Origin of the sequence: Halorubrum tebenquichense DSM 14210 (genome assembly GCF_000337415.1) — an archaeon.
GTDB classification, from domain to species: Archaea; Halobacteriota; Halobacteria; order Halobacteriales; family Haloferacaceae; genus Halorubrum; species Halorubrum tebenquichense.
The window spans coordinates 88,552-112,279 of record NZ_AOJD01000061.1 but is presented as its reverse complement, the minus strand read 5'-3'; the positions used below and the strand labels follow the sequence as shown (position 1 = coordinate 112,279).

Here is a 23,728-nt window from a genome sequence, read left to right as displayed (position 1 = left end):
AGAGCGATTAGCTCTCACTATTCAGCCCGCGGGCGTAATGCCCGCGGGCTGTTTTCATTTCATGTACCCGCGAGCCCCCGCGCTCGCGATCAACGACCGGTTACGACTGATCGATAGTCGTACGGGCACGCGAGGTCGGTGCCGCTGTGCGGTGGCCTCGACGGCACCGTTGAGCGGCGACGGTGTGCTCGGTCACTAGGCTCCGAGCGACCGGTGTCCCCGATCGCGGATAGTCATATCAGTACTGATAGTATCATGCGTAAGTTTATGAGTTTTGTCGGTGAAGCTAAGGTGTCATGGACGGACCGAACGACGCCGACGCCACGGTGCGGCTGGCCTGTGGGGATCGTCCGTCGGTTCGCGACGAGATCGCCGCGGAGCGGGTGGTGTCGGTGTTGTTCGGGACCGACGTTGAGACCTGGCGATCGGGTTGGTGGCGGACGGCCGCGGGACCGCCGAGTCGGGAGGCGGTGGTCGACGCGAGCGACGTCGCCCGGAGCGGGGCCGCCTCGTCGACGCAGGTCATGGCGAACGAAGGGCTCGCGTACACGGTGCTCGGTCGCGGGGCCGTGAACGAGCGGGTGCTCGACGCCGTGGCGTCTCACTTCGACGGCGTCCCTTCGGGGACGGTCGATCTGGTGATCGACGACCTCGCCCCCGTCGCCGCGCGCAACGGGTCTGACTCCGCGGTCGCGTTCACGGACCGGCTCCTGAAGCGGTTTGAGGGGCGAGCGAATCGGATCGCGCTCGGATACTCTTCCGGGAGTCCCGTGGAACTGGTGTCCCGAGTCGGTGACAGCGTCGACTCGCTCGTCGGTACCGACCCTGAGGCGGACGCGGTCGAACGGCTCGCGCGCGAGGACCCGACTACCTTCGGGTACGTCCGTCGGCACTGGGCGGAGGCCAAGCGAGGGGTCGAGGCGTGCGACCGCAACTACCCGCAGTCGAAACAGGTCCACGCCGCGCTGGCGGATCCGGAGACGACGCCGCGAACGCTCGGCGCGACGCTGTCGGGCTTGGTGACGCTCGGCGCGCTGGACACGTGGAGCGAGACCGTGGGGCCGACCCGATACGATCTCACCGCGTACCGGCCGGACCGCGCGTGGGCCATCGGCGTCGCGGTTGAGGCGAGCGGGTCGGACGACTGAGCCGCCGCTCGCGACGTTTTCCCACCCAACTTGTCAGTCGTCTGTCTCTCCGACGCGGTTGAGGTCCGTCTCCACGACGGTCCCGTCCGGTTCGATTGTCACGCTCCCGAGCGGAGCCGTCTCGCCGGTGTCGTATCGGGCGGCGACCGCCTCCAGGGTTCGGCGTCGGTCGAGCCGCTCCCACACCGTCTCCGCGACGAGCGATTGGAACGCCTCGGGGTCGGTCCACCCGGCGTCGATGTCGGAGGGGACGCCGACGACGACGCGGAGTTCCGTCTCGGCGACGCGGATGCCGACGCCGAACGTGTCCGCACACATTGGCTGCGGTTCGAGCCGAGAGGTCAAGTTTCCGTCGCTGCGTCCGTCGGTGGGTACGTTCCTCCGGACGGGCACGTCCACCACTCGAAACCGGTAAGCGCCCGCCGCTCGAACGGCCGCGAGATCCGATGACCTCGAAGCCGGCGGTGTCACCGAGCGCGGGACTGGCGGTCGCGGTCGCCGCCGTGAGCGCGGGCGCGATCCTCGTACGCTTGAGCGACGCGCCGAGCTCGGTCGCCGCGTTCTACCGGGTGCTGTTCACGACCCTGCCGCTGGCCTCGGTCGCCGCGTGGCGGTACCGCGGCGAGTTCGCCCGGATCCGCTCTCGGGACCTCGCGTTCGCGGCCCTCTCTGGGGTCGCACTCGCCGTCCACTTCGCGGCGTGGTTCGAGAGCCTCCGGTGGACCAGCGTCGCGGCGAGCGTGACGCTGGTTCAGGCCCAACCGGTGTTCGTCGCGCTCGGCGCGTGGCTGCTGTTGCGCGAGCGGGTCACGCGTCGCATGGGTGCGGGCATCGCGGTCGCCGTGGTCGGGATGGTGTCGATGTCCTTGGGCGACCTCCTCGCTGGCGTGGCGGTCGGTCCCCGTCCCCTGTACGGGAACGCGCTCGCGTTGTCCGGTGCGGTCGCCGCTGCGGGCTACGTGCTGGCGGGACGCTCGCTGCGCCAGCGTATCTCGCTGATCCCCTACGTCACGGTCGTGTACGGCGTCTGCGTGGTCGTGCTGCTCGCCTTCGTCCTCGCGACCGGTCGTCCGCTCACGGGATACCCGCCCCGGGAGTGGCTGCTGTTCGCCGGGCTGGCGGCGGGGCCGGGGCTGCTCGGCCACACCGTCCTCAACTGGGCGCTCGCACACCTCGAATCGAGCGTCGTCTCCGTCTCGCTGCTCGGCGAACCGGTCGGCGCGACCCTGCTCGCGTTCGTGTTGCTCTCGGAGGCTCCGACGCCGGCGACTGTGTCCGGCGGCTGCGTTGTCCTCCTGGGCATCTACGTCACGGCGGCCGCCGACCGCAAGTAGCGTTTTCAGCCTCGATATTTTGGGATAAACGTTGAAGCCAGCCGGCCGACTGAACAGGGTATGGACCGGCGAACAGTCGTCGCGTTCGTGGGCGACGACGCGAGCGCCGGCGAACGCGTGTCCCGCGCGGTCGACGCCGCCTGGGAGGGCCCCCACCCGACGTTTCGCGCGCTCGCCCCGGCCGACCTCGACACGGACCGCGACGGCGAGAGCCCGCTGAACGCGACCTGCGGAGTGGTCGTCACCGCCGCGGCCGCGGCGGACGGGGCCGTGAGAGACCGTCTCGACGCCCTCCCGTCGAACGTGCCGGTGATAGCGCTCGTCGACGAGGCGACGACGGCGACGATCCGCACCCTGCTGTCCGCCGGCGTGGACGACGTGGTGGAGGCGGGCGGGCGGGACTCGGCCGCCGACGGCCCCGACGAGGTCGCTCGACTCGTCGAGCGTCTCGCGAGCCGAGCGGATCCCGATCGCGTCCGACTGGGCGACGACGACGTCGCCCGTCTCGCCGAGGTGCTGCTTGACGCCGGGACGACGCTGATGAGTACGCGGACCGACGAGGTCGGCACGAAGATCGAGTGGACGATGGAGAACGTGGGCGAACACGCCGAACTCGACCGGATCGTCTGTTACCGGGAGGACGAGGGGCGGTTCGTGCCCGCGTACAGCTGGTGTCCCGACGGATTCGAACCGGAACCGACCGCGTTCGAGGAGTTCCCCGAGCCCGATCAGCTGTCGACGTTCGCGAACGTCGCCCGTCCCCCCACCGCTCCCGCGTCCGCTGGCGACGGGGGCGACGAGACGGGGGAGCGACCGTCGGCGACGGTTCACGTGCCGCTCGTCGTCGACTGGGAACTGAGCGGGATCGTCGCGTTCGAGTCGGACGACCGCCGGGTGTGGACGGACGAGGAGGTCGACCTGTACCGCACGCTCGGCGACCTCGTCGCGCACACGGTCGCCCGAAACGATCGCCGGAGGGCGCTCCGGCGGCAGGCCGAACAGCTCGAACAGTTCAGCGCCGTCGTCTCACACGACCTCAGGAACCCGCTCAACGTGCTTTCGGGATACCTCTCGCTCTCCGAGGAGGAACTCTCGCCGGCGCGCTACGAGGCCATGAGCGGCGCGGTCGACCGCATGGAGACGCTGATCGACGACCTCCTCATGCTCGCTCGGCGCGGCGAGGCGATCGGTGACACGGAGCCGGTCCCGGTCGAGGCCGTCGCGGAGGACGCGTGGCAGTCGGTGCGCGCACCCGACGCGACCCTCACGATCGCCGACGAGATCGGCCGCGTCGAGGCCGACCCGAGCCGGCTCCGGCAGGCGTTCGAGAACCTCTTCCGGAACGCGATCGATCACGGCGGCCGGGACGTGACGATAGAGATCGGACCGCTCGCCGAGGGCGGAGACAGGGGGCTGTACGTCGCGGACGACGGTCCCGGAATCCCGGTCGAGGTGGTCGACACGGTCTTCGACTCGGGCGTCTCGTCGGCCGACAGCTCCGGGATCGGGCTGGCGATCGTCGACCGCATCGTCGAGGCGCACGAGTGGGACATCGAGGCGAGAAACGAGGACGGTGCCGTCTTCGAACTCACCTTCGGCGCGGACGCGACGCAGGCCGCGTCGCCGTAGGCGGTCCGCTACGCGGTCTGCGGCGCGTTCAGTTTTCGGAGAAGCGTTCGACCGTCCGACGGTGTCGGTCGCGGAACATCCCTTCGAACCCGATCTTCGCCGGCGGGCCGGCGACGTCACCGAGCGGTCCGAGCGGCAGCCGGTAGGCGACCGTGTCGACGAGGAGGGTCTCGTCGCCGTCAGCGTAGAAGGCGTGTGTGTGTTCCCAGCGTCGGAACGGGCCGCCCTCCATCTCGTCGACGAACCGGGCAGAGCGCTCGGGGGCGGTCGTTCCTTCGGGCCCGCGCTCGGTGATTCGCGAGGTCCACCGCTGTCGCGGCCCGACCCCCAACGGCCTGATCGACATCTCGATCGTCGACCCGGCGACGAGGACCTCGGGGTCTGACTCCCCGTCCGGCCCCTCGACGCCGCCGATCCGGAGGCGCATCCAGTCGGGGGTGAGTTCTCGCAGTCCGTCGACCGTGGAGTGAAACTCCCACACGTCTTCGATCGGGGCCGGCACCCGAGTCGTCCGCCTGTACGTCGGCATACCCGCGGTACGGGTCGGGCGGACAAAAAGCCGTCCTCGGCGGCGGTCCGGGACCGAAACCTCGATGTCCACGGGGCTCCTGTCCGAACACGATGGAACGCGGGGCGATCGACGTCGACGACTTGGCCGGACCGTTCGACCTTCAGGCGACGCTCGAAAGCGGACAGAGCTACCTCTGGAACCGCGCGGACGGCGACACCTACGACGAACTCCACGCGCACGGCGGCGACGCGTGGTACGAGACCGTCGTCGACCCGATCCCCGGCGTGACCGACGAGCGCGTCGCGGTCCGGGTCCGACAGGAGGGGGGCGTCCACGACGGGACGCTCCGCTGGGAGGCGTCGACCGACGCCGAGCCGCTGTTGACCCACCTGCTCCGGCTCGACGACGACCTCGACGCGATCGTGGACGCCACGCCGGACCTCCCGCTCTTGGAACGCGCGTACGACGCCTACGAGGGACTGCGGTTGATCCGCGACCCGGTGTTCCCCTGCCTGATCTCGTTCATCTGCTCGGCGCAGATGCGCGTCGCCCGTATCCACGGGATGCAGCGTCGACTCCGGGAGACGTACGGCGACGGGGTCGCGCTCGGCGACGAGACGTACCGCGCCTTCCCGACGCCGGAGCAGTTGGCCGCGCGCACGGAGAGCGAACTCCGCGACCTCTCTCTGGGCTACCGCGCGCCGTACGTTCAGCGCACGGCCGAGATGGTCGCGAGCGGCGAGGCGGACCCCCGGGAGGCGGTCGACCTGCCGTACGAGGACGCCCGCGAGTCGCTCACGCGGTTCGTCGGCGTCGGGGACAAGGTCGCCGACTGCGTGCTGCTGTTCTCGCTCGGCTTCCTCGAAGCGGTGCCGCTCGACACCTGGATCCGCACCACCATCGAGGAGTACTACCCCGACTGCGACCGCGGGAGCTACGCGGCGACGTCGCGGGCGATCCGCGAGCAGTTCGGCGGGGAGTTCTCCGGGTACGCGCAGACGTACGTGTTCTACTACCTCCGCGCCGGCGGCGAGTGAGGGAGACGAACGGCGACGCCGGCCGAAGTTTGATACTCGCTCGCGTGGTAACTCCGCACGTGATGGACTGTCGAGTCGTCGTCGAGGCCGCGGTTCCGGTGTACGACGTGGAGACCGTCGACGAGGCGGTCCGGATCGCCATCTCGAAGACCGGCGAGATGCTCAACCCGGACCTCAACTACGTCGAGATCGACGCCGGGACGCGGACGTCGCCCAGCGGCGAACAGCTCGATCCGGCGTTCGTCGCGGCGGACGAGGCGCTCGTCGCTCTGGAGCTTCAGATGGACGTGTTCAACGTCGACCGCGACGAACACGCCAGCCGCGTGGCGCGCAAAGAGATCGGAAAGCGTCTCCAGAACATCCCGCTGAAGGTGCTGTCGGTCACCGAAATCGACCCCGAGGAGAGCGACCGCGCCGAGGAGAGCGACCGCGCCGAGGAGACGCCGGCGACCGACGACGAGGAAAGCGCCGGCGACTGAACGTACCGACGATCGGCTGCCGGTCGCTCCGCTGGGCGGTGAACTGGACGGTCGGCGAGGAGCAGTACGCGGAAGGTCTCAGTCGGCCGTCGGGGCCAGCGGCTCCGACTCGGACGACTCCATCGGCTCGGTGATTCCTTCGGTCAGCTTGAAAACGGCCGCTTTGTGGTCGGTCTTCGACTTGTGAATCGATGTCGGCTTGACGCCCAGTTCCTCGTACGCTTCGAGGTCGACGTCGTCGTCCCAGAACTCGCACTGTTTTCGTACCTCCGCGAGGAGACCGTGAAGATGGATGAGTTCCTGCTTCTTCATGAGTACCAGTTCTTTGCTACTGGAGGTATATATTATTATCTTGAGCCACGTTACCATGGTCTTCACGTATTTCGCGAGTAGCGGGGCGGAGAAGTGGGTTCTCGGAGATCGTTCAGGATCGTTTCGCGCACATCCGCGGCTCCGCCGCACACCCCGCCCGCGGGCGAGGGCCGCTCGCCGGCCCCGACACGCGCGGGACTATCGGACGGGAGCCGCCGCACCAAGCTCGCCGGGTCGAACTCTCCGGGGTCGACTGCCGAATCCGTCGAGACGCGGGATCTCCCGGTCGGTTACTGGAACTGCCTGACGGCCTCGAGATCGCGCTCCGTCCGCATGAACTCGGTCAGCCGTCGCGTCGCGTGACACGCCGAACAGCTGAAGTTGGATCGGAGGTCCTGAAGGTCGGCGGGATTGTCCTGCCACTCCTTGCCACACTCCGGACAGACGAGTCTGACGAACGCGTCAACCATGTCACCGCTTACACCGGGCCGCGTTAAAAACGTGGGTGGCGAATCCGGGAGTAGCGAATCCGGCGGGCCGCGTCAGGCGGCCACGTCGCCGCTCGCCTCGAGCAGCTCCTTGTACCGGTTCCGGATGGTGACCTCGCTGACGTCCGCCACGTCGGAGACCTGGCTCTGGGTCACCTTCTCATTCGAGAGCAGCGCGGCGGCGTACACCGCGGCGGCGGCGAGACCGACCGGCGACTTGCCGCTCGTGATCCCCGCGCTCGCGGCGTCGTCGAGCAGTTCGCGGGCCCGCCGCTCGGTCTCGTCCGAGAGGTCGAGCCGCGAGACGAACCGCGGGACGTAGCTCGTCGGGTCCGCGGGCTGGACGCGGAGCCCCAGTTCGCGGACGACGTAGCGGTACGTCCGCGTGAGTTCCATCTTCTCCACCCGAGAGACGGCGGTGAACTCGTCGAGGCTCCGGGGGTTCCCCACCTGCCTCGCGGCGGCGTACAGCGCCGCGGTCGCGACCCCCTCGATGGAGCGGCCGGGCAGGAGGTTCTCGCTCAGCGCGCGGCGGTAGATGACGCTCGCGGTCTCACGGACGTTGTCCGGGAGGCCGAGGGCGCTGGCCATGCGGTCGATCTCGCCGAGCGCCTGCTTGAGGTTGCGCTCCTTGGAGTCGCGGGTGCGGAACCGCTCGTTCCACGTCCGCAGCCGCTGCATCCGCCGTCGCTGTCGCCCGGACAGCGACTTGCCGTAGGCGTCTTTGTCCTGCCAGCCGATGTTCGTCGACAGCCCCTTGTCGTGCATCATGTTCGTCGTCGGGGCCCCGACGCGCGACTTGNCGTAGGCGTCTTTGTCCTGCCAGCCGATGTTCGTCGACAGCCCCTTGTCGTGCATCATGTTCGTCGTCGGGGCCCCGACGCGCGACTTGCTGTCCCGCTCGCCGGAGTTGAACGCGCGCCACTCCGGCCCGCGGTCGACCGAGTCCGCCTCGACGACGAGCCCGCAGTCGCTACAGACGGTCTCGCCGTGTTCCGTGTCGCTCGCGAGCCGTCCGCCGCACTCGGGGCAGGTCGTCGTCCGCTCGCTCTCGCGTTCGCTCGTCGTCTCCGCGGCGCTCTCGGACCTTTCGGCCGTCGACTCCATCGATCGGACGCGCGTGCGTCCCCCGCTCTCGGTCCCGTCGCTCGCGTCCGTCGGTCGTTCTCGCTCGGTACTGCCGCCGCTGTAGGTCTCTGTCTCTGTCATGGGTTGGTCCGACGATCCCCCGACGAAAATACAGCGAGGTCCGCGAATCGCCAGCTGTTAACGTATAGTTAGTTCTGAGAGTATATAAATGTGCCGGTACACGGGCCTAAGGATTTCCACGAAAGACCCGTCAAAGACGGTCTACGACGGTGATTGACGAACGGCGGCTCTCGCCTGATGGCGGAACGGCACCGATTCGGAGACACGACGACGTATATACTTCACTCCCGAAGTCGTCGCGTCATGGCCGCTCCGCGACCGTGCGCGTCCGTTAACGAGAAGTCAGCATCCGGGTGGGACCGGCATTCGAAATTCGTCCGTCCCTCCGGCGTCCGAGGGCTGCCGATCGGCTCCCGACGCCCGGGTCAGCGGCTCCGGCTCACCGGGAACGCGACGCGGTCGGGGTTGTCGTTGAACCGCTCCAAGATCCGCTCGTACAGCCGGTTCTTCACGCGCTGACCGCGCCGCGGATGGGTGAGATACCGGACGCGCAGCTCGACCCACGACTCCTCCTGACGGACGTTGACCGTCGGTCCGTCGTGGACCTCCAGTTCGACGGGCGTCTCCGCGAGCGCCTCGCGGTACGCGGCGATGCCGTCGGCCATGTCCCGACCGAGCAGGTCGGTCGTCTCCTCGATCATCACCTCGCGCGCGAACTCGAGGTCCGTCTCGTAGGCGACCTGGACCGGCACCTCGTTCCAGACGTACGGCGACCCGCCGCCGCCGAAGTTGACGACGTTCGACGAGAGGACGACGCTGTTCGGAACGGTGACCACCCGCCCGGAGGGTTGGTTCGTCGTGACCAGTTCGCCGTTGATCTCCCACAGCGTCGTCACGAGGAAGTCGACGCCGATCACGTCCCCTTTCGCGTCGTCGATCCGGACGCGGTCCCCGACCCCGAACGGCTGTTTGACCGCGATGTACACCCACGCTATCAGCGACAGGAGCGGCTGCTGGAGCGCGAAGGTGATCGCGAAGCCGATCACGCCGAGCGAGAAGAGGAGTCCGAGCCAGTTCTCCGTCGCCACCGCGAGCGTCGCCACCGTCCCGACGGTCCCGAACGCCAATCGGAGCAGGTTCCGGACGTTGTGCGCCCGGCGCTTGCTCGCCGCCCGCGTTAACACCCGGACCGCGAGCAGGTAGCTCCCGTACACCACGCCCGCGACGGCGACGACGAGCAGCGAGCGACCCACGACGACCGCCGCGGGATACCCGCCGATCGGCGGCCAGTCGGCGAGCGCGCCGGTCGTCCCGGCGACGGTCCCGGCGATCCCCGCCAACAGCCCGACCGCGAGCGACGCGAGTCCGAGAGGTCGTCTCACGCTCGTCGCTCGCGGCCGACCGGCAAAACGATTGCGCCGGCGCGGACGCGGACGCCGTCAGAGCCGACGACGATCACCGCTCGCTGACCGCGGCGCGCGCCATCGCCCCCGCGAGCACCTCGGTCGCGGCGGCGCAGTCGTCCCAGTCGGTCCACTCGCGGGGGTTGTGCGAGATCCCGTCGCGCGAGGGGGCGAAGAGCAACGACGCGTCCGTGACGCGCGCGACCCGCATCGCGTCGTGGGCCGCCCCCGAGTGGAGGTCGATCGCCTCGCGGTCGGCGGCGACGGCCGCCCCGTGGGCCGCCTCGCGCAGCCGGTCGCTCATCGGCGTCGGGGCCACGTCGAACGGGCGCTCGAACTCGGTCTCGACTCCCCGTTCGCGTTCCAGCCGGGCGAGGGAGTCGCGCGCGGCGTCGACGACGGTCTCCATCGACTCGGCCTCGACGTCGCGGACGTCCACGCCGGCCGCGACGCGTCCGGGGACGACGTTCGTCGCGTTCGGCTCGACCGACAGCGACCCGACGGTCCCGACCGCCGACGCCGACGCGGTCTCGACGACCTCCTCGGCGGCCGCCTCGACGTCCAAGACGAACTCGCTCGCGGCCGCGAGCGCGTCGGTGCGGTCGCCCATCGCGGTCGCGCCCGCGTGGTTCGCCTCCCCCTCGATCGTCGCCTCGCAGTGCGTGATCCCGGTGATCGTCGTCACGACGCCGACGGCCGCGCCCGTCTCCTCCAGCGTCGTGTCCTGCTCGACGTGGAGCTCGTAGAAGGCGTCCCACGACGCGGGGTGGAGCGTCGTCGTCGCGCCCTCCGCGTCGGTCGGGGTGGCGGCGTCGACCGCGTCGCCCCCGCGGTAGCCGATCCGGTCGAGCGCCTCGCCGAGCGACTCTCCGTCGTCGTTCGTCAGCGCGAGCGACTCGTCGAGGCCCGTCTCGCCCGTCGCGACCGACGAGCCGAGCAGGCCGTTGCCGAAGGTGCCGCCCTCCTCCTCGGTGAAGCTGACGACGCCGACCGGTCGCTCCGGCTCGACCCCGGCGTCGCGCATCGCGCGCACCGCCTCCAGCGCGGCGTACACGCCGAGCGGGCCGTCGAATATCCCGCCCTCGGGGACGCTGTCGAGGTGGCTCCCCGAGACGACGGGGGCCGCGTCCGGGTCGGCGCTCGCCGGGGTCCACGTCCCGAGGACGTTGCCGACCGCGTCGACGGTGACGTCGAGTCCGGCGTCGCGCAGGCGCTCGACCAGCCGGCCTCTGGCCTCTCGGTTGGCCTCCGTCCCCGTCCGGTTCGTTCGCGCGTGCGCGTCCGGGTCGTTCATCTCGACCCGCCCGAACGCCGCGTTCGCCTCGATGTCCGCGCGGAGCCGGTCCGCGTCGACTGGGAGGTTCATACCCGAACCGGGCACCGCGGGATCAAAACGATTCGGTCTCCGGCGACCGCGTCGGAGCGCCGACTCCCGCGCCGATTCGGATCGCCCCGTCGAACCGCTCACTCCCCGCGGCGGGCGAGCCAGTAGCCGGCCGACCCCAGTCCGAGCCCGGCCCCGAACGCCCGGCTCGCCCCCGGGTCGTCGATCGACCGGTCGGCCGCGACGCCGAGCGCCGCCCACGCCATCGCCACGCCGAGGCTCCGCCCGGGACCGCCGCGGAACCGCCGACACCCCGCGGTCGCCCGCGCGTGACGGTAGCAGTAGCCGACCGCGAATCCGACCGCGAGGGGGCCGGCGGGCACCTCGCCGTCGAGGAGCCGCGACAGCGCGAGCAGGCCGATCCCCCCGAGACACTCGATCCCGGTGCCGACCGCGCGCACCGCGTTGACCATGCGAATAATTTCCAGTAAACACGGTTATCGGTTTCGCCGAGCGGCCACGCGAGCGATCCCGAAAGCACTTGTCCGCGGCCGTTGTGGTGTCAGGCGACATGTCCCCGTTGCCCCTCCAAGGCGCGGCAGCCGGCATCTTCGTCCTGATCTGGCTGCTGTTGCTCGTCGTCCACTTCGCCATGATCGCGTGGACGTACTCCGACGCGCAGACCCGCAGCGACCACCCGCCCGTGCTCTGGGCGCTCATCGTGTTCTTCGCACCGATCCTCGGCATCCTCCTGTACTTCATCATCGGGCGGAACTCCTACTGAGGAGTCCCGGCCCGTCGGACGCTCACACTCCTCTGAGCGCGTTCGTCGCCCCGACCGTCTCGGCGACGACCCACGCGACGAACAGCCCGTAGGCCGCCAGCAGCGCGTACGACTCGCGCCGTTCCAGCGCCAGCCCCGTCCGCAGCGTCACGAACAGCAGGACCGTCGCGACGGTCAGGACGCCGAGCATCGGCACCGCCGTCGAGAAGTTGACGGCGACCTCGCCGACGATCAGCACGCCGAGCGGGATCGCGACGAGCAGGTCGAAGGTGTTCGACCCGAGGACGTTCCCCAGGCTCGTCGCGCCGCGGTCCTCGCGCGCGGTCCGAACGCTCACCAGCGTGTCGGGGAGGCTCGTCGCGGCCGCGACGATCGTGACGCCGGCGAGGAACTCGGGGATCCCGAAGGCGACGCCGAGCGACTCGACCGACGCGACGAGCCGTTCCACCGTGACGACGATGAGTCCGAGCCCGGCCGCCAGCTTCCCCCACTCCCGGCCGACGTTCACCCCGTCTCTGACCCGGTCCATCTCCGCGTCGTCGACGTCCTGGTACTGGATGAACAGGTACAGCGCGTACAGCGCGAGCGGGATGACGGCGAGCGACCGGGGCATCGTTCCGACGATCGGGTCCGACGAGACCGGGAAGTAGATGACCGCGAGCGCGAACGTCACGACCAGCGCCGAGACCGCGAGCATGTAGAACTGCGCCTCTTTGTACACGATCGTCCGGTTCGCCTCCAGTTCGTCCTCGCCCCCGATGCCCGCGGCCGCCGGGATCACGAGGACGTTGAAGATCGCCGAGCCGACGAGCGCGCCCACCCCCATGTCGAAGACCCCGGTGAGGGCGGTGACGAGCACGCTCACCAGCTCCGGGAAGCTCGACCCGACCGCGACGACGAGCGACCCCTGAACCACCGCGGGCAGCCCGTAGTACCCCGACAGGGTCTCGGCGGCCTCCTCCAACCACCCGCTACCGAGCCAGATGAGACCGGTCGCCGCCGCGATAACCAGAGCGTGGACGACGGGCGCGCCGGGGAGGAGTCCCGTCACGGCCCTACCGCACGTGGTCCCCGGCCAGTTCCCACAGCCGGTCCGCGACCGCGTCGTCGAGCGCGTCGCGCGACACGCGCCACTCCCAGTTGCCCGCCAGCGTGCCCGGCTCGTTGAACCGCGCGTCGCTCCCCAGCCCGAGCAGGTCCTGAACCGTCGTCACGGCGAGAATCGCCTCTGAGGCCCACACCTCGTCGATGATCGCCCACTCGCTCGGCTCGTCGGGTTCGGAGCCGACGTTGTACCGGAAGCAGTCGCGCTGGCGCTCCGGGAGGTCCCCGAAGTAGCCGGCCCACGTGTCCGTGTCGTGCGTCGAGGTGTAGCCGACGACGCCCTCGGGGTAGTGTATCGGCTGGTACTCGTTCCCCTCCGCGCACCAGTCGGCGTACTGCGGGACGCGCATCCCCGGGAAGCCGAACTCGGCCATCAGCTCGTCCATCGCCGGCTCCTCGAACCCGAGGTCCTCGGCGATGAAGGGGACTCCGCCCAGTTCGCGCTCGACCGTCTCGAACAGGTCCCGACCCGGCCCCTCGCGCCACTCGCCGTCCGCGGGGTCGTCGCTGTCTTCGGGGATCGCCCAGTACTTCACGAACCCGAGGAAGTGGTCGAGCCGGGCCACGTCAGCGAGATCGAACAGCCGGCGGAACCGGTCGAGCCACCAGTCGTACCCGGACTCGGCGAGCCGCTCCCAGTCGTACAGCGGGTTCCCCCAGCGCTGGCCGGAGTCGCCGGCGTTGGGCGGCACGCCCGCGACGGCGGTCGGGCGGTTCCCCTCGTCGAGCCGGAACGCCTCCGGGTTTGCCCACACGTCGGCCGAGTCGAGCGCGACGTAGATCGGCACGTCGCCGACGATCGACACCCCCTCGTCGGCCGCGACCGCGCGCAGGTCGCGCCACTGGCGGTCGAACGTCCACTGGACGAACTCGCGGAACCGTCCCTCCCGCGCGTGGTCCTCGCGCGCCGCCGCGAGCGCCTCGGGGTCGCGCGTCCGCAGCGGCGCGGGCCACTCGGTCCACACGTCCTCCGGGCGCGCGTCCGACAGCGCCCGGAACAGCGCGTAGTCGGCGAGCCACGGCTCGTCGTCGACGAACGCGTCGAGGGCGGCGCGGTCCGCCTCGCCCGCCCGCTCCTCGAACCGGTCGAACGCGGTCCGCAGCAGCGGGAGCTTGTACTCGCGGACCGCGTCGTAGTCGACGCGGTCGGTCGGGAAGTCCGGGACCGGCTTCAGGTCCTCCTCGTCGAGCCAGCCGTCCGCGACGAGGCCGTCGGGGTCGACGAACAGCGGGTTGCCGGCGAACGCCGACGGCGACTGGTACGGGGACTCCCCGGCCACGGAGAGCGTCGGGCCGATGGGACAGATCTGCCAGTGGTCGACGTCGGCGTCGCCGAGGAACGAGAGGAACTCGCGCGCGCCCTCGCCGAGGTCGCCGATCCCGTACGCCCCCGGCAGCGAGGTGACGTGACAGAAGACGCCGTCGGAGCGGTCGAATCGCATACGGCCCCCTGCGACCCCCACCGACTCAAGCGTTGTGTCCGACGCGGCCGGCGACGACGGTGCCCGCCTCCGCGCGCGACGACAACGAGGATCCGCCCTCGCGAGCGACTCACTCGGAATCGACCGGTACCACGGCCACGTCGCCGACGCGGATCCGCTCGGTCCCGTCGGCGTCCGCGACGACGCACTCGGCACCCGTGACGAGGTCGCGCTCGCCGTGGTCGAGGTCGACCGCGACGCTCGCGTCCGCGGGCGCGAAGTTGAGGACGACGACGAGGTCCTCGTCGCCGTCGCGCCGGCGGAACGCGACCACGTCGTCGGGGTGGACGTCGCCGCTGGCGACGATCGGTCGCTCCGTGAGGTCGCCGCTTGCGACGTGGTAGTCGACGCGCGCGAGGTCCCCCGCCGGTCCGAGCGCCGGGTGCTCCCGGCGCGTCGCGAGCAGGCGCTCGTAGCGCTCGCGCACGTCCTCGCGCGCGTGGTCCCACGCGATGGCGTCGCGCCGCCCGCGCTGACCGATCTCTTGCCCGGCGTACACCATCGGCACGCCCGGCAGCGTCATGATCGCCGCGCCCGCGGCCGCGGCGGCGGCGTCGCCGCACTCGACGCGGTAGCGCGTCTCGTCGTGGTTCTCGATGTACTGGAGGAACTCCGCGTGGTCGGGGAACCCGATCTCGGCGCGCTGATCGACCGCGTCGAGGACGCTGGCGGCCGGCTCCGCCCCCCGGCCGACCTGTCTGAGCTGGAAGTACAGCGTCGCGTCGAAGTGGACGTCGAACATCCCCTCGTGGAACCCGGGGATGTACGGGATGGTCTCGTCCATCAGGAGGAACTCCCGGTCGATGTCCTTCACGCGGTCGCGCAGTTCGCGCCAGAACGAGTCGGGCACGGCCCACGCCATGTCGCAGCGGAACCCGTCGACCAGCGGTGCCCACTCGTCTATCACGTCGAGCAGGAACCGCCGCACGTCGAGGTTCGCGTGGTTCAGGTTCGCGATCAGCTCCCAGTCGAAGTAGGTGCCCGGCTCGCCCGACTCCTGCCACTCGTAGCGGTCGCGGTACGGCGAGTCGGGGTTCCGGTAGGCGTCACGGAACCACTCGTGGTCGCGCGCGGTGTGGTTGGCGACGAAGTCGAAGAGGACGCGCAGCCCGTGGTCGTGTGCGGTCTCGACGAGCGCCTCGAAGTCCTCGCGGTCCCCGAGGTCGTCGGCGGTGTCGAAGAAGTCGACGATGTTGTACCCGTGGGGCTTCCCGTCGTGGCCGAGGACCGGCGTGAGCCACAGCGTGTCGACGCCGAGCGCCGCGATCCGGGGAATCCGGTCGGCGATGGCGTCGAACGTCTCCCCCTCCTCGGCGTCCGCGAAGGTGCGGACGAACACCTCGTAGACGGAGGCCCCCTCGGTCCACTCGGGCGGGTCGTTGAGCCGCCGCGTCTCGAAGTCGGGCGCGTCGGGCGTCAGCCCCGCCTCCCCGGCGTCGCCGGCGGGGCGACCGTCGGCAGGGACGCGCTCGACCGCGGCCGCGTCGGCGACGCTGACCCGCGGGTCCGCGCCCGAGTCCCTCGCCACCGCGACCGCGTGGACGCGAAGTCGGTCCGGGACCGCGTCGAGCGGGATCCGGAGTTCGCGGCCGTCGGTGCTCGCGTCGAGCGCGTCCCGCGGGTTCGTGCGCCCCGCCGCGACCGCGCTCTCGACGTCGCGGTCGTCGACGACGAACGTCACCGCGAGGTCGGCGGCGTCGAGCGTCGACTCGGGGTTCGGCGTCGGCGTCGCGGCGAACACCGCCTCGCCGTCGCGTTCCCCGGCCGCGCCGTCGCCGTCGAACTCGACGCGCGCGTCCACCCGAACGCGCGGTCGACCGTCCCCCTCGCGGCGCTCCCGTGCGGCGTACCCCCCCGGCGCGTCGCCGGCGTCGCCCGCGTCGCGGTCGCGTATCGCGGTGCCGCTCCCGCCCGCGACGTCGACCCCCTCGTAGCTCGCGGCGAACGCCCGCACCGTGAGGAGGTGGTCGCCGTCCGGCGCGTCGAGCCCGAGCAGGTAGCGACCCGGGACGTCCGGGGTGAACTCGGTCACGGGGGCGTCGCCGACGGTCGCCTCGCTGCCCGGTGGCGCGTCGGCGACGCGCCACGCGTACCGTCCGTCGGGGTCGGGATCTCTCGGTGCCAGCTCCGTCCGCTCGCCGGTCGCGAGGAAGCGCGGGGGTCCGGGGTGGTGCATGTGACGGCCATCGACGCCCGGGGCCTTCGGTGTTGCTCTTGTGCCGGCGTCGAGAACGCGTCGACGCCGTGCTCGCGGAGTCTTCTTCCCCCGCACCTCGTCTCCGCCGCGGTCGTCAAGGCTTTTACTCCGGCAGGCGCAGAGCGGGTATGCGACTGCGTACCGCCCTCACGGAACACGAACGTCGGCGCGGGGAGCGCTACCCGGCGGAGCACTCGATGACCGCCGGCGCGTTCACCGGCGACGACGGCCGTCTGGTCCACGTCGGGCCGGACGGGACCGTCCACGACTGTTCGTACTCGCTGTCGGGGGTCGGCGGTGCCGACCGCCTCCGAATGGGGATCACCGCCGGGCGAGGCGTCCGGTGGTTCGACGATCTGGAGACGACCCGTCAGCACTACGACGGCGACACGCCCCTCGTCGAGACCGAGTACGACGCCGGCCGCTACACGATCCACCAGTTCGACCTCGTCGTGAGCGACACGCACCTCACCCACGTCGAACTCCGCGGGTCGCCGCCCGCCGACGCCGAACTCGTCGCCGCCTACGCGTTCTCGCCCGACATGGTCGAGGGCCGCGTCGGCAACATGGTCCACGAGGCCGCCGGCCCCGCGGACGGCGGCGTCGTCGAGGTGTACCACCGAACGGAACACGACTTCCTCACCGCCTCTACGGGCCTCTCAAACGCCCACGGGCAGCGGCTCCGGACGATCCCGGAACTCCTCGGCGAGAGCGGCGACGGCTTCCCGCACCGCGGCGAGATCGACCGCCGCGAGGACTCCCGGCTGACCCCGGACGTCGTCGTCCGCGCGCCGTTCGAGCGCGACGGGCGCACCGAGCGCGTCACGCTCGCGGGCCGCGCCGTCGTCGACCGCCGCGAGGCGCGCGACACCGGCGACGACGCGAAGGACGCGCTCACAGACGGGATCGACCGCCAGCGCCGTATCGAGGCCGTCTCGAACATCGCCACCGCCTACCCCGACGCCGACGACCTCCGGGAGGCGGCCGACGGCCGCGGCCCGGACGTGCCCGAGGACGCCCCCCGCCGGTCGGTCGTCGCGAGCGACCTCCGCGCGCTCGACCTGCTCACCGCGGAGTCCGGCGCGCGGATCGCCGCGCCCGAGTTCGACCCGTTTTACTCCACTTCCGGCGGGTACGGCTACACCTGGTTCCGCGACGAGGCGACGGTGTCGACCGCGCTGCTCGACGCGAGCGAGGAGCTCGGCCTCGACGCGGACGAGGAGCTGCTCGCGACCGCGAGCTTCTTCTGCCGGACGCAGGACGCGGACGGCTCGTGGCCCCACCGGGTGTGGGCCGACTCCGGGAAGGTCGCGCCCGGCTGGGCGAACGCCCGCATCGAGGGCGCGAACGGTACCCCCGGCCCGAACGACCAGCTCGACCAGCCCGCCGCGGTCGTCGCCTTCCTCGCGACGCTCCGGCGCGAGGCGGACCTCCCGGCCGAGTGGCGCGACCGGATCGACGAGACGATCGCCGACGCGGTCGACTTCCTCCTCGAAACCACGGAGGACGACGGCCTCCCCCGCCGCTGTCAGAACTGCTGGGAGAACGCCTTGGGCCGGTTCACCCACACCGGTGCCGAGTACCTGCGGGCGTTCGCCGCGGTGGCGCGCGCGCCGGTCGACGAGGATCTCCGCGGCGAGGCCGCGGCCGCCGCGGACGCGGCGCTGTCCGGGCTCGACGCCCGCTGGAACCCCGAGACGGAGCGGTTCCTCCAACGCGCGAGCGACGAGGGGCGGGACGCCCGCGCCGACGCCAGCACCTTCGCGCTCGCGACCGCCGCCGCGGAGTACGCCGCCCTGCTCGACGACGGGGACGCCGCGGACTCGTCCGCGACCGACGCTGCCTCCGCGTCCGGTGGAGACGCCGCCGACGGCTCGGCGGCGACCGACGGGGCCGGATCTGTCGAGTCCGTCGAGGCGAGCGAGTTCGACCGCTTCCTCGACCGCGTCAACACGCACGTCCGGCAGTCGATCGACGCGCTCCGGCGCGAGACCGCCGCCGTGGAGGGACTGGTCCGGTTCACCGGCGACGACTGGCGCACGGCCGAGCAGGGCGCGGCGAAGGTGTGGTCGATCGCGACGCTGTGGGGCGCGACGGCGGCGGCGACGCTCGCTGGGGTCGTCAAACAGCGGGGCGGTGCCGCCGGCCCGCTGTTCGCCGACGCGCGCGACCTGTACGCGCTCTGTGAGCCGGACGGCTGCTTCGTCAACGAGGCGGGGCTGTTCGCGGAGCAGGCGTTCGACGACGGCGACCTCGACAGCGCGACCCCCATCGCGTGGTCGCACGCCCTCCGGATCGACGCGACGGTGACGCTCGCGAGCCACGGTGAACTCCCGGTCCCGCACGACCGCGAGACCGGTCCCGAGGCGGCTCCCCACTGGACGACCGGCCGGAAGTTCGGGGTCGGCACGCCCGCCGATTACGACGCCGACGACCCGGTGCCGGTCTGGTTCACCCTCACCGAGGGAGCGCTCACCGAGGCGCGGTTCCCTCGGATCGACGTGATGAACGTCCGGACGTTCGACTTCCTCGTCGCGGACCCCGACTCCGAGTACGCGGTCCGCACCTTCGACGAGACGGATCACGTCACGGCGACGGAGACCGTCGAGCGGACGACGGAGCCGGCGGCCGCCGACGCGCTCGCGTACGTCCAGACGGTCCGCGAGACCGGCGACGGCCACGGCCACGGCTGGACGCTCCGCGTCGAGTACGCGGTCGACACCGACGGGACCGCGATCCTCGCCGACGTGCGCTTCGAGGGGAGCCGCGAGTACGACGTGTACGCGCTCGTCGACGCGACGGTCGCCAACGTCGGCACCGACGACCGCGCCGAGCGCGTCGCGGGCGACGGGGGCGCGCACCTCCTCGCTCGGAAGGACGACCCCGACCGCGACGCGGGCAAGCTCGTCGACGACGAGGGAGAGCCGTTCGACACCGCGCTCGCGCTGGCGAGCGGCGACGGCTTCGACTGGGCGAGCGCGCTCGCGGCCGGCGGCGAGGACGCGGAGGCGCTGTTCGGCGACGGCGAGCGCGGGGAGGCGTCGAGCGAGGCGGTCGGCAACGTCCTCCTCGCCGGGCTGGTCGGCAGCGGCGAGGCGGTCGCGGACACGGTCGCGCTCGGGTTCGCCGAGGGCTCGGACACCGCGGCGGCGCTCGGCGAGGCCGAGGGGGCGCTCGCGCGCGGGTTCGACGACGCCGCGGACGCGTACGCCGAGACGTGGCGGTCGTGGCTCGACGGCCGCGATCTCCCCGACTCGGTCGCGGACGACCCCGACCTCGCGGCGCAGTACCGCTTCGCGCTGATGACGCTCGCGGCCGTCGAGGACAAGGCCCACGACGGCGCGGGGATCGCCAGCCCCTCGGTCCCGTGGGGCGAGACCGAGTACGCCGCCGAGGACCGCGGCTACGGCTACAACTTCGTCTGGTCGCGCGACCTCTATCAGGTGTTCACGGCGCTGATCGAGATGGACGAGCTCGAACGCGGCGCGGACGCCCTGGCGTACCTGTACAACACCCAGCAGGACGACGACGGGTTCCTCCCGCAGAACACCTACATCGACGGGCGGACCCGGTGGGGCGGCGAGCAGATGGACAACATCGGCTTCCCCTCGGTGATGGCGTGGCAGCTGTACGAGCGCGGCGTGACGCTCGACGAGGCGGGCTACACCTACGGCCAGGTCAGCCGCTCGCTCGACTACATCGCCGAGAACGGTCCCGAGACCGCACAAGAGCGGTGGGAGGAGGAGGCCGGCTATTCGCCGTCGAGCATCGCCGCTGAAATCGCCGGACTCGTCTCCGGCGCGGCGCTCGCGCTCGCGGAGGCGGACCGGCGCGAGGGAGCCGACCGAGGCGGCGAGGACGAGCCGGGAACCGCGAAGTCGCCCGACTCGCTCCGCGCCGACGCGCTCGCGTGGCTGGCGCTCGCCGACGACTGGGCGGCGCGCGTCGAGGAGTGGTGCGCGACCGCGACCGGCACCGACCGCCACGAGGAGACGCCGTACTACCTCCGGATCACGGCCGACGGCGACCCCGAGGCGGGGCGTCCCCGGACCATCGCCAACGACGGGCCGACGTACGACGAACGCGAGATCGTCGACGGCGGGTTCCTCGAACTCGTCCGGCTCGGCATCAAGCCCGCCGACGACGAGGTCGTCCGCAACTCCGTCTCCGTGGTCGACGACTCGATCCGGGTCGACACGCCCCACGGCGCGGCCTGGTACCGGTACGTCGGCGACGCGTACGGCGAGATCGCGGTCGGCGACCCCGGCGCGCCGTGGGCCGGCACCGGCGACGGCCGCGGGCGGCTCTGGCCGATATTCACCGGCGAGCGCGGTGAGTACGAGCTCCGCGCCCGCGGCGACGGCCCGGACGCCTTCGGCGGCACCGACGACGAGCTGCTCGAACCCGAGGCCCTCTTGGAGACGATGGCCGGCTTCGGCAACTCCGGGCTGATGTTACCAGAGCAGGTGTGGGACCGCGAACACCCGACGAAGTACGGCTGGGAGTTCGGCGAGGGCACCGGGGGGGCGACTCCCCTCGCGTGGTCGATGGCCGGCTTCGTCCGGCTGGCGCACGGCGTCGACGCGGGCGAGCCGGTCGAGACCCCGGCCGTCGTCCGCGACCGCTACGTCGAGCGCGACCGCCCGGCCGGACCGGACCTGACCGCGACCGCCGAGTTCGTCGAGGACGCCGTCGTCGTGGCCGGCGAGACGGACGGCGAGCGGGTGGCGGTCCACACGCGCTCGACCTCGACGCTCGTGACGCCGGACGCCGACGGCGCGTTCGAGGTCGACCTCGACGCCGCGACCGACGCCGGCACGGTCGTCGTCGCGGCCGCCTCCGACGCCGACTTCGAGGCCGCCGGGACCGGCGTCGAGCGGATCCGGCTGTAGCCGAGTCTCTTCCCGCGCTTTCTTTCCACTTTCTTTTCGCCCGTTATCCCAGCGCGGTCACGTCGACCGCGCGGGTCTCTCCGTCGACGCGGATCTCGACCGTCGAGACGACGCTCGCGCGGACGCCCTCCCGCCACGCTTCCACGGCCTCCTCGTGTTTCTTCCGGCGTGTTTCGAGGTCTGCGTCGGGGTACTCGGCGGCCGTGTCGTCGACCTCGGGGTACGGCGGCACCTCGTCGACGAGGTCACGGGGGTCGACGTGGAGGGGTTCGGGGCCTTCGCCGGCCGTGCCGTTCTCGCTCGACTCGCCAGCGCCCGTCGCGCCGGCGTCGAGCGCGTGGAGGCGCGCCCGCATCCGCCCCGAGAAGGGCGGCGTCGCGCGGAGGACGACCTCGCGCTCGCTCCGGAGGGTCGCTTCGAGCGCGTTCGCCACGTCCTCGCGGTGGACCGCGAGCGACCGGACCCGGTCCGGTCCCGGCTCCGCGCTCTCGGACTCGCGGTCGCCGCTCGCCGGTTCCTCAGTCATCGTTCGCCGCCCACTCGGCGTCCGAGAGCGTTCGCTGGACCGCCTCCTCGCCGACCGCACCCGCGAGGTGCTCGAAGCCGGCGCGGACGCCGCGGTCGCCCGCGTTCGCGACGAGCCGCGAGACGATGAACTCCGGCGTGGACTTCCCGACCGTCTCGAACCGCGGCTGGTAGTCGACCCGGAGGTCGAGGTCGTTCGTCAGCCCCTCCGCGAAGATGCCGTCGATCCGGGCGGCCTCGGGCAGCGGGCTGAGGTCGTCCGCGAGGTGCGTGACGTAGACGCCGAGCGCGCCGCGGTCGACCGTGAGGGTGACCAGCCCGTTCAACAGGTCGGCGGCCCGGCCCGGCTCCGTGATCGCCTCGAACTCGTCGACGAGCATGAGCGTTCGCCCCTCCGCGACGAGCGGCGGGACGACCGACTTCAGCGTCGACTCCAGCACGCCGGCGTTGAACGAGGCGTGTCGGCGGTGGAAGACGATCCGGTCGAACGTCCCGACCTCGGCCGCGTCCGCGGGCACGGGGAGGCCCATGGACGCGAGCAGCGCCACCGCGCAGAGCGTCTCCAACAGCGTCGTCTTCCCGCCCGAGTTCGCCCCGGTGAGGACGCTCACGCGGTCGCCCGTCGGCGGCGCGTCGGCGCTCGCGACCCCCGACCCGTCCGCCAGCGAGTGCGAGCCGACGCCGTACGACACCGGCTGGACCTCGCCGGCGAGGAAGGGGTTGCGCGCGCCCCGCACCGCGATCCCGTCGTCGACGAGCGTCGGGCGAACGTGGCCGTTCTCGGCCGCGAACCGCCCGAGCGACAGCAGGAAGGCCGCCTCCGAGACCGCCGCGGTGGCGCGGGCGACGGTCGTGTCGCCGCCGCTCGCGTCGTCGCCCTCCTCGGCCGCGTCCGCCCCCGACTCGTCGCCGAGCCGCTCGCGGACGTCGGCCGCGACCGCGGCCTCGCGCTCGTCGACCGCCGCCTCCAGTTCGACGACGAGGTCCCGCAGCGTCGCGGAGACGAAGTCGGCCGCGTCGAGCGCCTCGTCGGGCGCGGCGGCCCGGACCGTCGCCGGCTCGACGCCGGTCTCGCGCGCGACGTGGTCGATCGTTGCGGCTTCGAGCGCCTCGAAGTCGCGGAGGCTCCCGTCGCGCACCGACTCCAGCACGTCGAACGCCGAGTCCGCGAGGTCGCGCGCGGCGGCCAACTGGTCGCGCAGGCGGTCCAACTCCGCGTCCGCGCCCGCCGCGATCTCGATGTCGTCGCCGTCGAGTCCGCCGGCCGGGTCGATCGACCCACGCACGTCGGCGAGCGCGTCGGCCGCGTCCCGCAGTCGGTCGCCGTCTAGCGCGCCGATGTCGGCGAACGGGTCCGCCGTCAGCCCCGCCTCGCGGAGCGCGACGGCGGTCTCGACCGCGGCGAGGTCCGACCCGTCGGCCTCGTCGTACGCGGCGAACGCCCTCTCGACGGCCTCGCGGTCCGCCTCGTCGAGGCCGCTCCACCCGTCGCGGGCGGCGACGACCCGGTCGAGCCGGTCCCCGACGGCGTTCCGGTCCAAGAGCGGCGTCATCACGCGGATCCGGTCTGCCGCGTGCGCGGTCAGGGCCGCGTCGGCCGCGAGCGCGAGGAGCTCGTCGTACACCGAGCGCGCGTCGCCCGTAGCGAGCACGTCCATCCCGGCCTCGCCGTTCGCCCGGCGGAGGATGCGGGTCGCGCGGCCGCGGTGGAGTCCCGCGTCGACGAGCGCGCGGACGTCGGCCGACTCGATCGCCGCGACGGCCCGCTCGGTCCCGAGCGCCTCCGTGAGCCGCTCGCTCGTCTTGGGTCCGATCCCCCAGTAGTCCTGGAGTCGCATACGTCGTGGTGTCGCCGCTGCGTCTTGGCGCTTTCGTCGCCGTCACTCGGTCCGCCCTCCGGGAGCCGCTCCCGCCACGACAGCGTTCATCCG

At 71.7% G+C, this 23,728-nt stretch carries 20 protein-coding genes; 7 read left to right on the top strand and 13 right to left on the bottom strand.

Translation table 11 applies throughout. The features are described 5' to 3' along the window. Window positions 1–296 precede the first annotated feature (296 nt). On the top strand, window positions 297–1,148 hold the full coding sequence (locus tag C472_RS12060) for a hypothetical protein (protein WP_006630119.1): 852 nt from the start codon (window positions 297–299) through the stop codon (window positions 1,146–1,148). 33 nt (window positions 1,149–1,181) lie between these two features. Here C472_RS12060 and C472_RS12055 read toward each other — a convergent pair whose 3' ends face one another. Next, window positions 1,182–1,466, bottom strand: coding sequence for a hypothetical protein (locus C472_RS12055; RefSeq protein ID WP_006630118.1), 285 nt, complete (start codon window positions 1,464–1,466; stop codon window positions 1,182–1,184). Window positions 1,467–1,594: 128 nt separating this feature from the next. Between C472_RS12055 and C472_RS12050 the strand changes: the two genes are divergently transcribed. Then, window positions 1,595–2,482, top strand: coding sequence for a DMT family transporter (locus C472_RS12050; protein ID WP_006630117.1), 888 nt, complete (start codon window positions 1,595–1,597; stop codon window positions 2,480–2,482). Window positions 2,483–2,542: 60 nt separating this feature from the next. Continuing rightward, on the top strand, window positions 2,543–4,111 hold the full coding sequence (locus C472_RS12045; RefSeq protein WP_006630116.1) for a sensor histidine kinase: 1,569 nt from the start codon (window positions 2,543–2,545) through the stop codon (window positions 4,109–4,111). Between the two features lie 28 nt (window positions 4,112–4,139). Here the strand turns inward: C472_RS12045 and C472_RS12040 are convergent, their stop codons facing one another. Then, entirely contained in the window at window positions 4,140–4,640 is a 501-nt protein-coding gene (locus C472_RS12040) for an SRPBCC family protein (RefSeq protein WP_049906582.1), read from the bottom strand. Between the two features lie 92 nt (window positions 4,641–4,732). On the opposite strand from C472_RS12040, the gene C472_RS12035 reads away from it, so the two are divergent. After that, window positions 4,733–5,659, top strand: a complete 927-nt coding sequence (locus C472_RS12035) for a DNA-3-methyladenine glycosylase family protein (protein ID WP_006630114.1) — start codon at window positions 4,733–4,735, stop codon at window positions 5,657–5,659. 62 nt (window positions 5,660–5,721) lie between these two features. Continuing rightward, window positions 5,722–6,138, top strand: a complete 417-nt coding sequence (locus C472_RS12030) for a DUF555 domain-containing protein (RefSeq protein WP_006630113.1) — start codon at window positions 5,722–5,724, stop codon at window positions 6,136–6,138. Between the two features lie 78 nt (window positions 6,139–6,216). Here C472_RS12030 and C472_RS12025 read toward each other — a convergent pair whose 3' ends face one another. From C472_RS12025 to C472_RS12000, 6 genes are all read right to left on the bottom strand, one after another. Next, window positions 6,217–6,450 (bottom strand): UPF0058 family protein, encoded by a 234-nt coding sequence (locus tag C472_RS12025; protein ID WP_004598519.1) that lies wholly within the window; start codon window positions 6,448–6,450, stop codon window positions 6,217–6,219. A gap of 290 nt (window positions 6,451–6,740) precedes the next feature. Further along, on the bottom strand, window positions 6,741–6,920 hold the full coding sequence (locus C472_RS12020; RefSeq protein ID WP_006630112.1) for a DUF7836 family putative zinc-binding protein: 180 nt from the start codon (window positions 6,918–6,920) through the stop codon (window positions 6,741–6,743). A gap of 72 nt (window positions 6,921–6,992) precedes the next feature. After that, window positions 6,993–8,147, bottom strand: coding sequence for a transcription initiation factor IIB (locus C472_RS12015; RefSeq protein WP_006630111.1), 1,155 nt, complete (start codon window positions 8,145–8,147; stop codon window positions 6,993–6,995). 365 nt (window positions 8,148–8,512) lie between these two features. Continuing rightward, the gene (locus C472_RS12010) at window positions 8,513–9,469 is read right to left on the bottom strand and encodes a mechanosensitive ion channel family protein (protein WP_006630110.1); all 957 of its coding nucleotides are present in this window, start codon (window positions 9,467–9,469) and stop codon (window positions 8,513–8,515) included. A gap of 73 nt (window positions 9,470–9,542) precedes the next feature. Next, a complete protein-coding gene (locus tag C472_RS12005) occupies window positions 9,543–10,856 on the bottom strand; it encodes a Zn-dependent hydrolase (RefSeq protein ID WP_006630109.1) in 1,314 nt (437 codons plus the stop codon). Window positions 10,857–10,954: 98 nt separating this feature from the next. Continuing rightward, window positions 10,955–11,287: a hypothetical protein gene (locus tag C472_RS12000; RefSeq protein WP_006630108.1), complete on the bottom strand. Its 333-nt coding sequence runs from the start codon at window positions 11,285–11,287 to the stop codon at window positions 10,955–10,957. 98 nt (window positions 11,288–11,385) lie between these two features. Here C472_RS12000 and C472_RS11995 point away from each other — a divergent pair, with 98 nt between their 5' ends. After that, window positions 11,386–11,598, top strand: a complete 213-nt coding sequence (locus C472_RS11995) for a PLDc N-terminal domain-containing protein (RefSeq protein ID WP_049906580.1) — start codon at window positions 11,386–11,388, stop codon at window positions 11,596–11,598. Window positions 11,599–11,620: 22 nt separating this feature from the next. Here the strand turns inward: C472_RS11995 and C472_RS11990 are convergent, their stop codons facing one another. The 3 genes from C472_RS11990 to malA form a co-directional block, all read right to left on the bottom strand. Next, entirely contained in the window at window positions 11,621–12,649 is a 1,029-nt protein-coding gene (locus tag C472_RS11990) for a sodium:calcium antiporter (protein WP_006630106.1), read from the bottom strand. Window positions 12,650–12,653: 4 nt separating this feature from the next. After that, a complete protein-coding gene (gene malQ, locus C472_RS11985; protein WP_006630105.1) occupies window positions 12,654–14,144 on the bottom strand; it encodes a 4-alpha-glucanotransferase in 1,491 nt (496 codons plus the stop codon). Between the two features lie 109 nt (window positions 14,145–14,253). Then, window positions 14,254–16,359: an alpha-amylase MalA gene (gene malA, locus C472_RS11980; RefSeq protein WP_006630104.1), complete on the bottom strand. Its 2,106-nt coding sequence runs from the start codon at window positions 16,357–16,359 to the stop codon at window positions 14,254–14,256. A 149-nt stretch (window positions 16,360–16,508) separates the two neighbouring features. Between malA and C472_RS11975 the strand changes: the two genes are divergently transcribed. Further along, on the top strand, window positions 16,509–21,272 hold the full coding sequence (locus C472_RS11975) for a glycoside hydrolase family 15 protein (protein ID WP_006630103.1): 4,764 nt from the start codon (window positions 16,509–16,511) through the stop codon (window positions 21,270–21,272). A gap of 43 nt (window positions 21,273–21,315) precedes the next feature. Here C472_RS11975 and C472_RS11970 read toward each other — a convergent pair whose 3' ends face one another. Both C472_RS11970 and C472_RS11965 read right to left on the bottom strand, forming a co-directional pair. Next, window positions 21,316–21,798, bottom strand: a complete 483-nt coding sequence (locus C472_RS11970; RefSeq protein WP_006630102.1) for a hypothetical protein — start codon at window positions 21,796–21,798, stop codon at window positions 21,316–21,318. Beyond that, on the bottom strand, window positions 21,791–23,635 hold the full coding sequence (locus C472_RS11965; RefSeq protein ID WP_006630101.1) for a MutS-related protein: 1,845 nt from the start codon (window positions 23,633–23,635) through the stop codon (window positions 21,791–21,793). Before C472_RS11965 ends, C472_RS11970 begins: the two co-directional genes overlap by 8 nt. Between the last annotated feature and the right edge of the window lie 93 nt (window positions 23,636–23,728).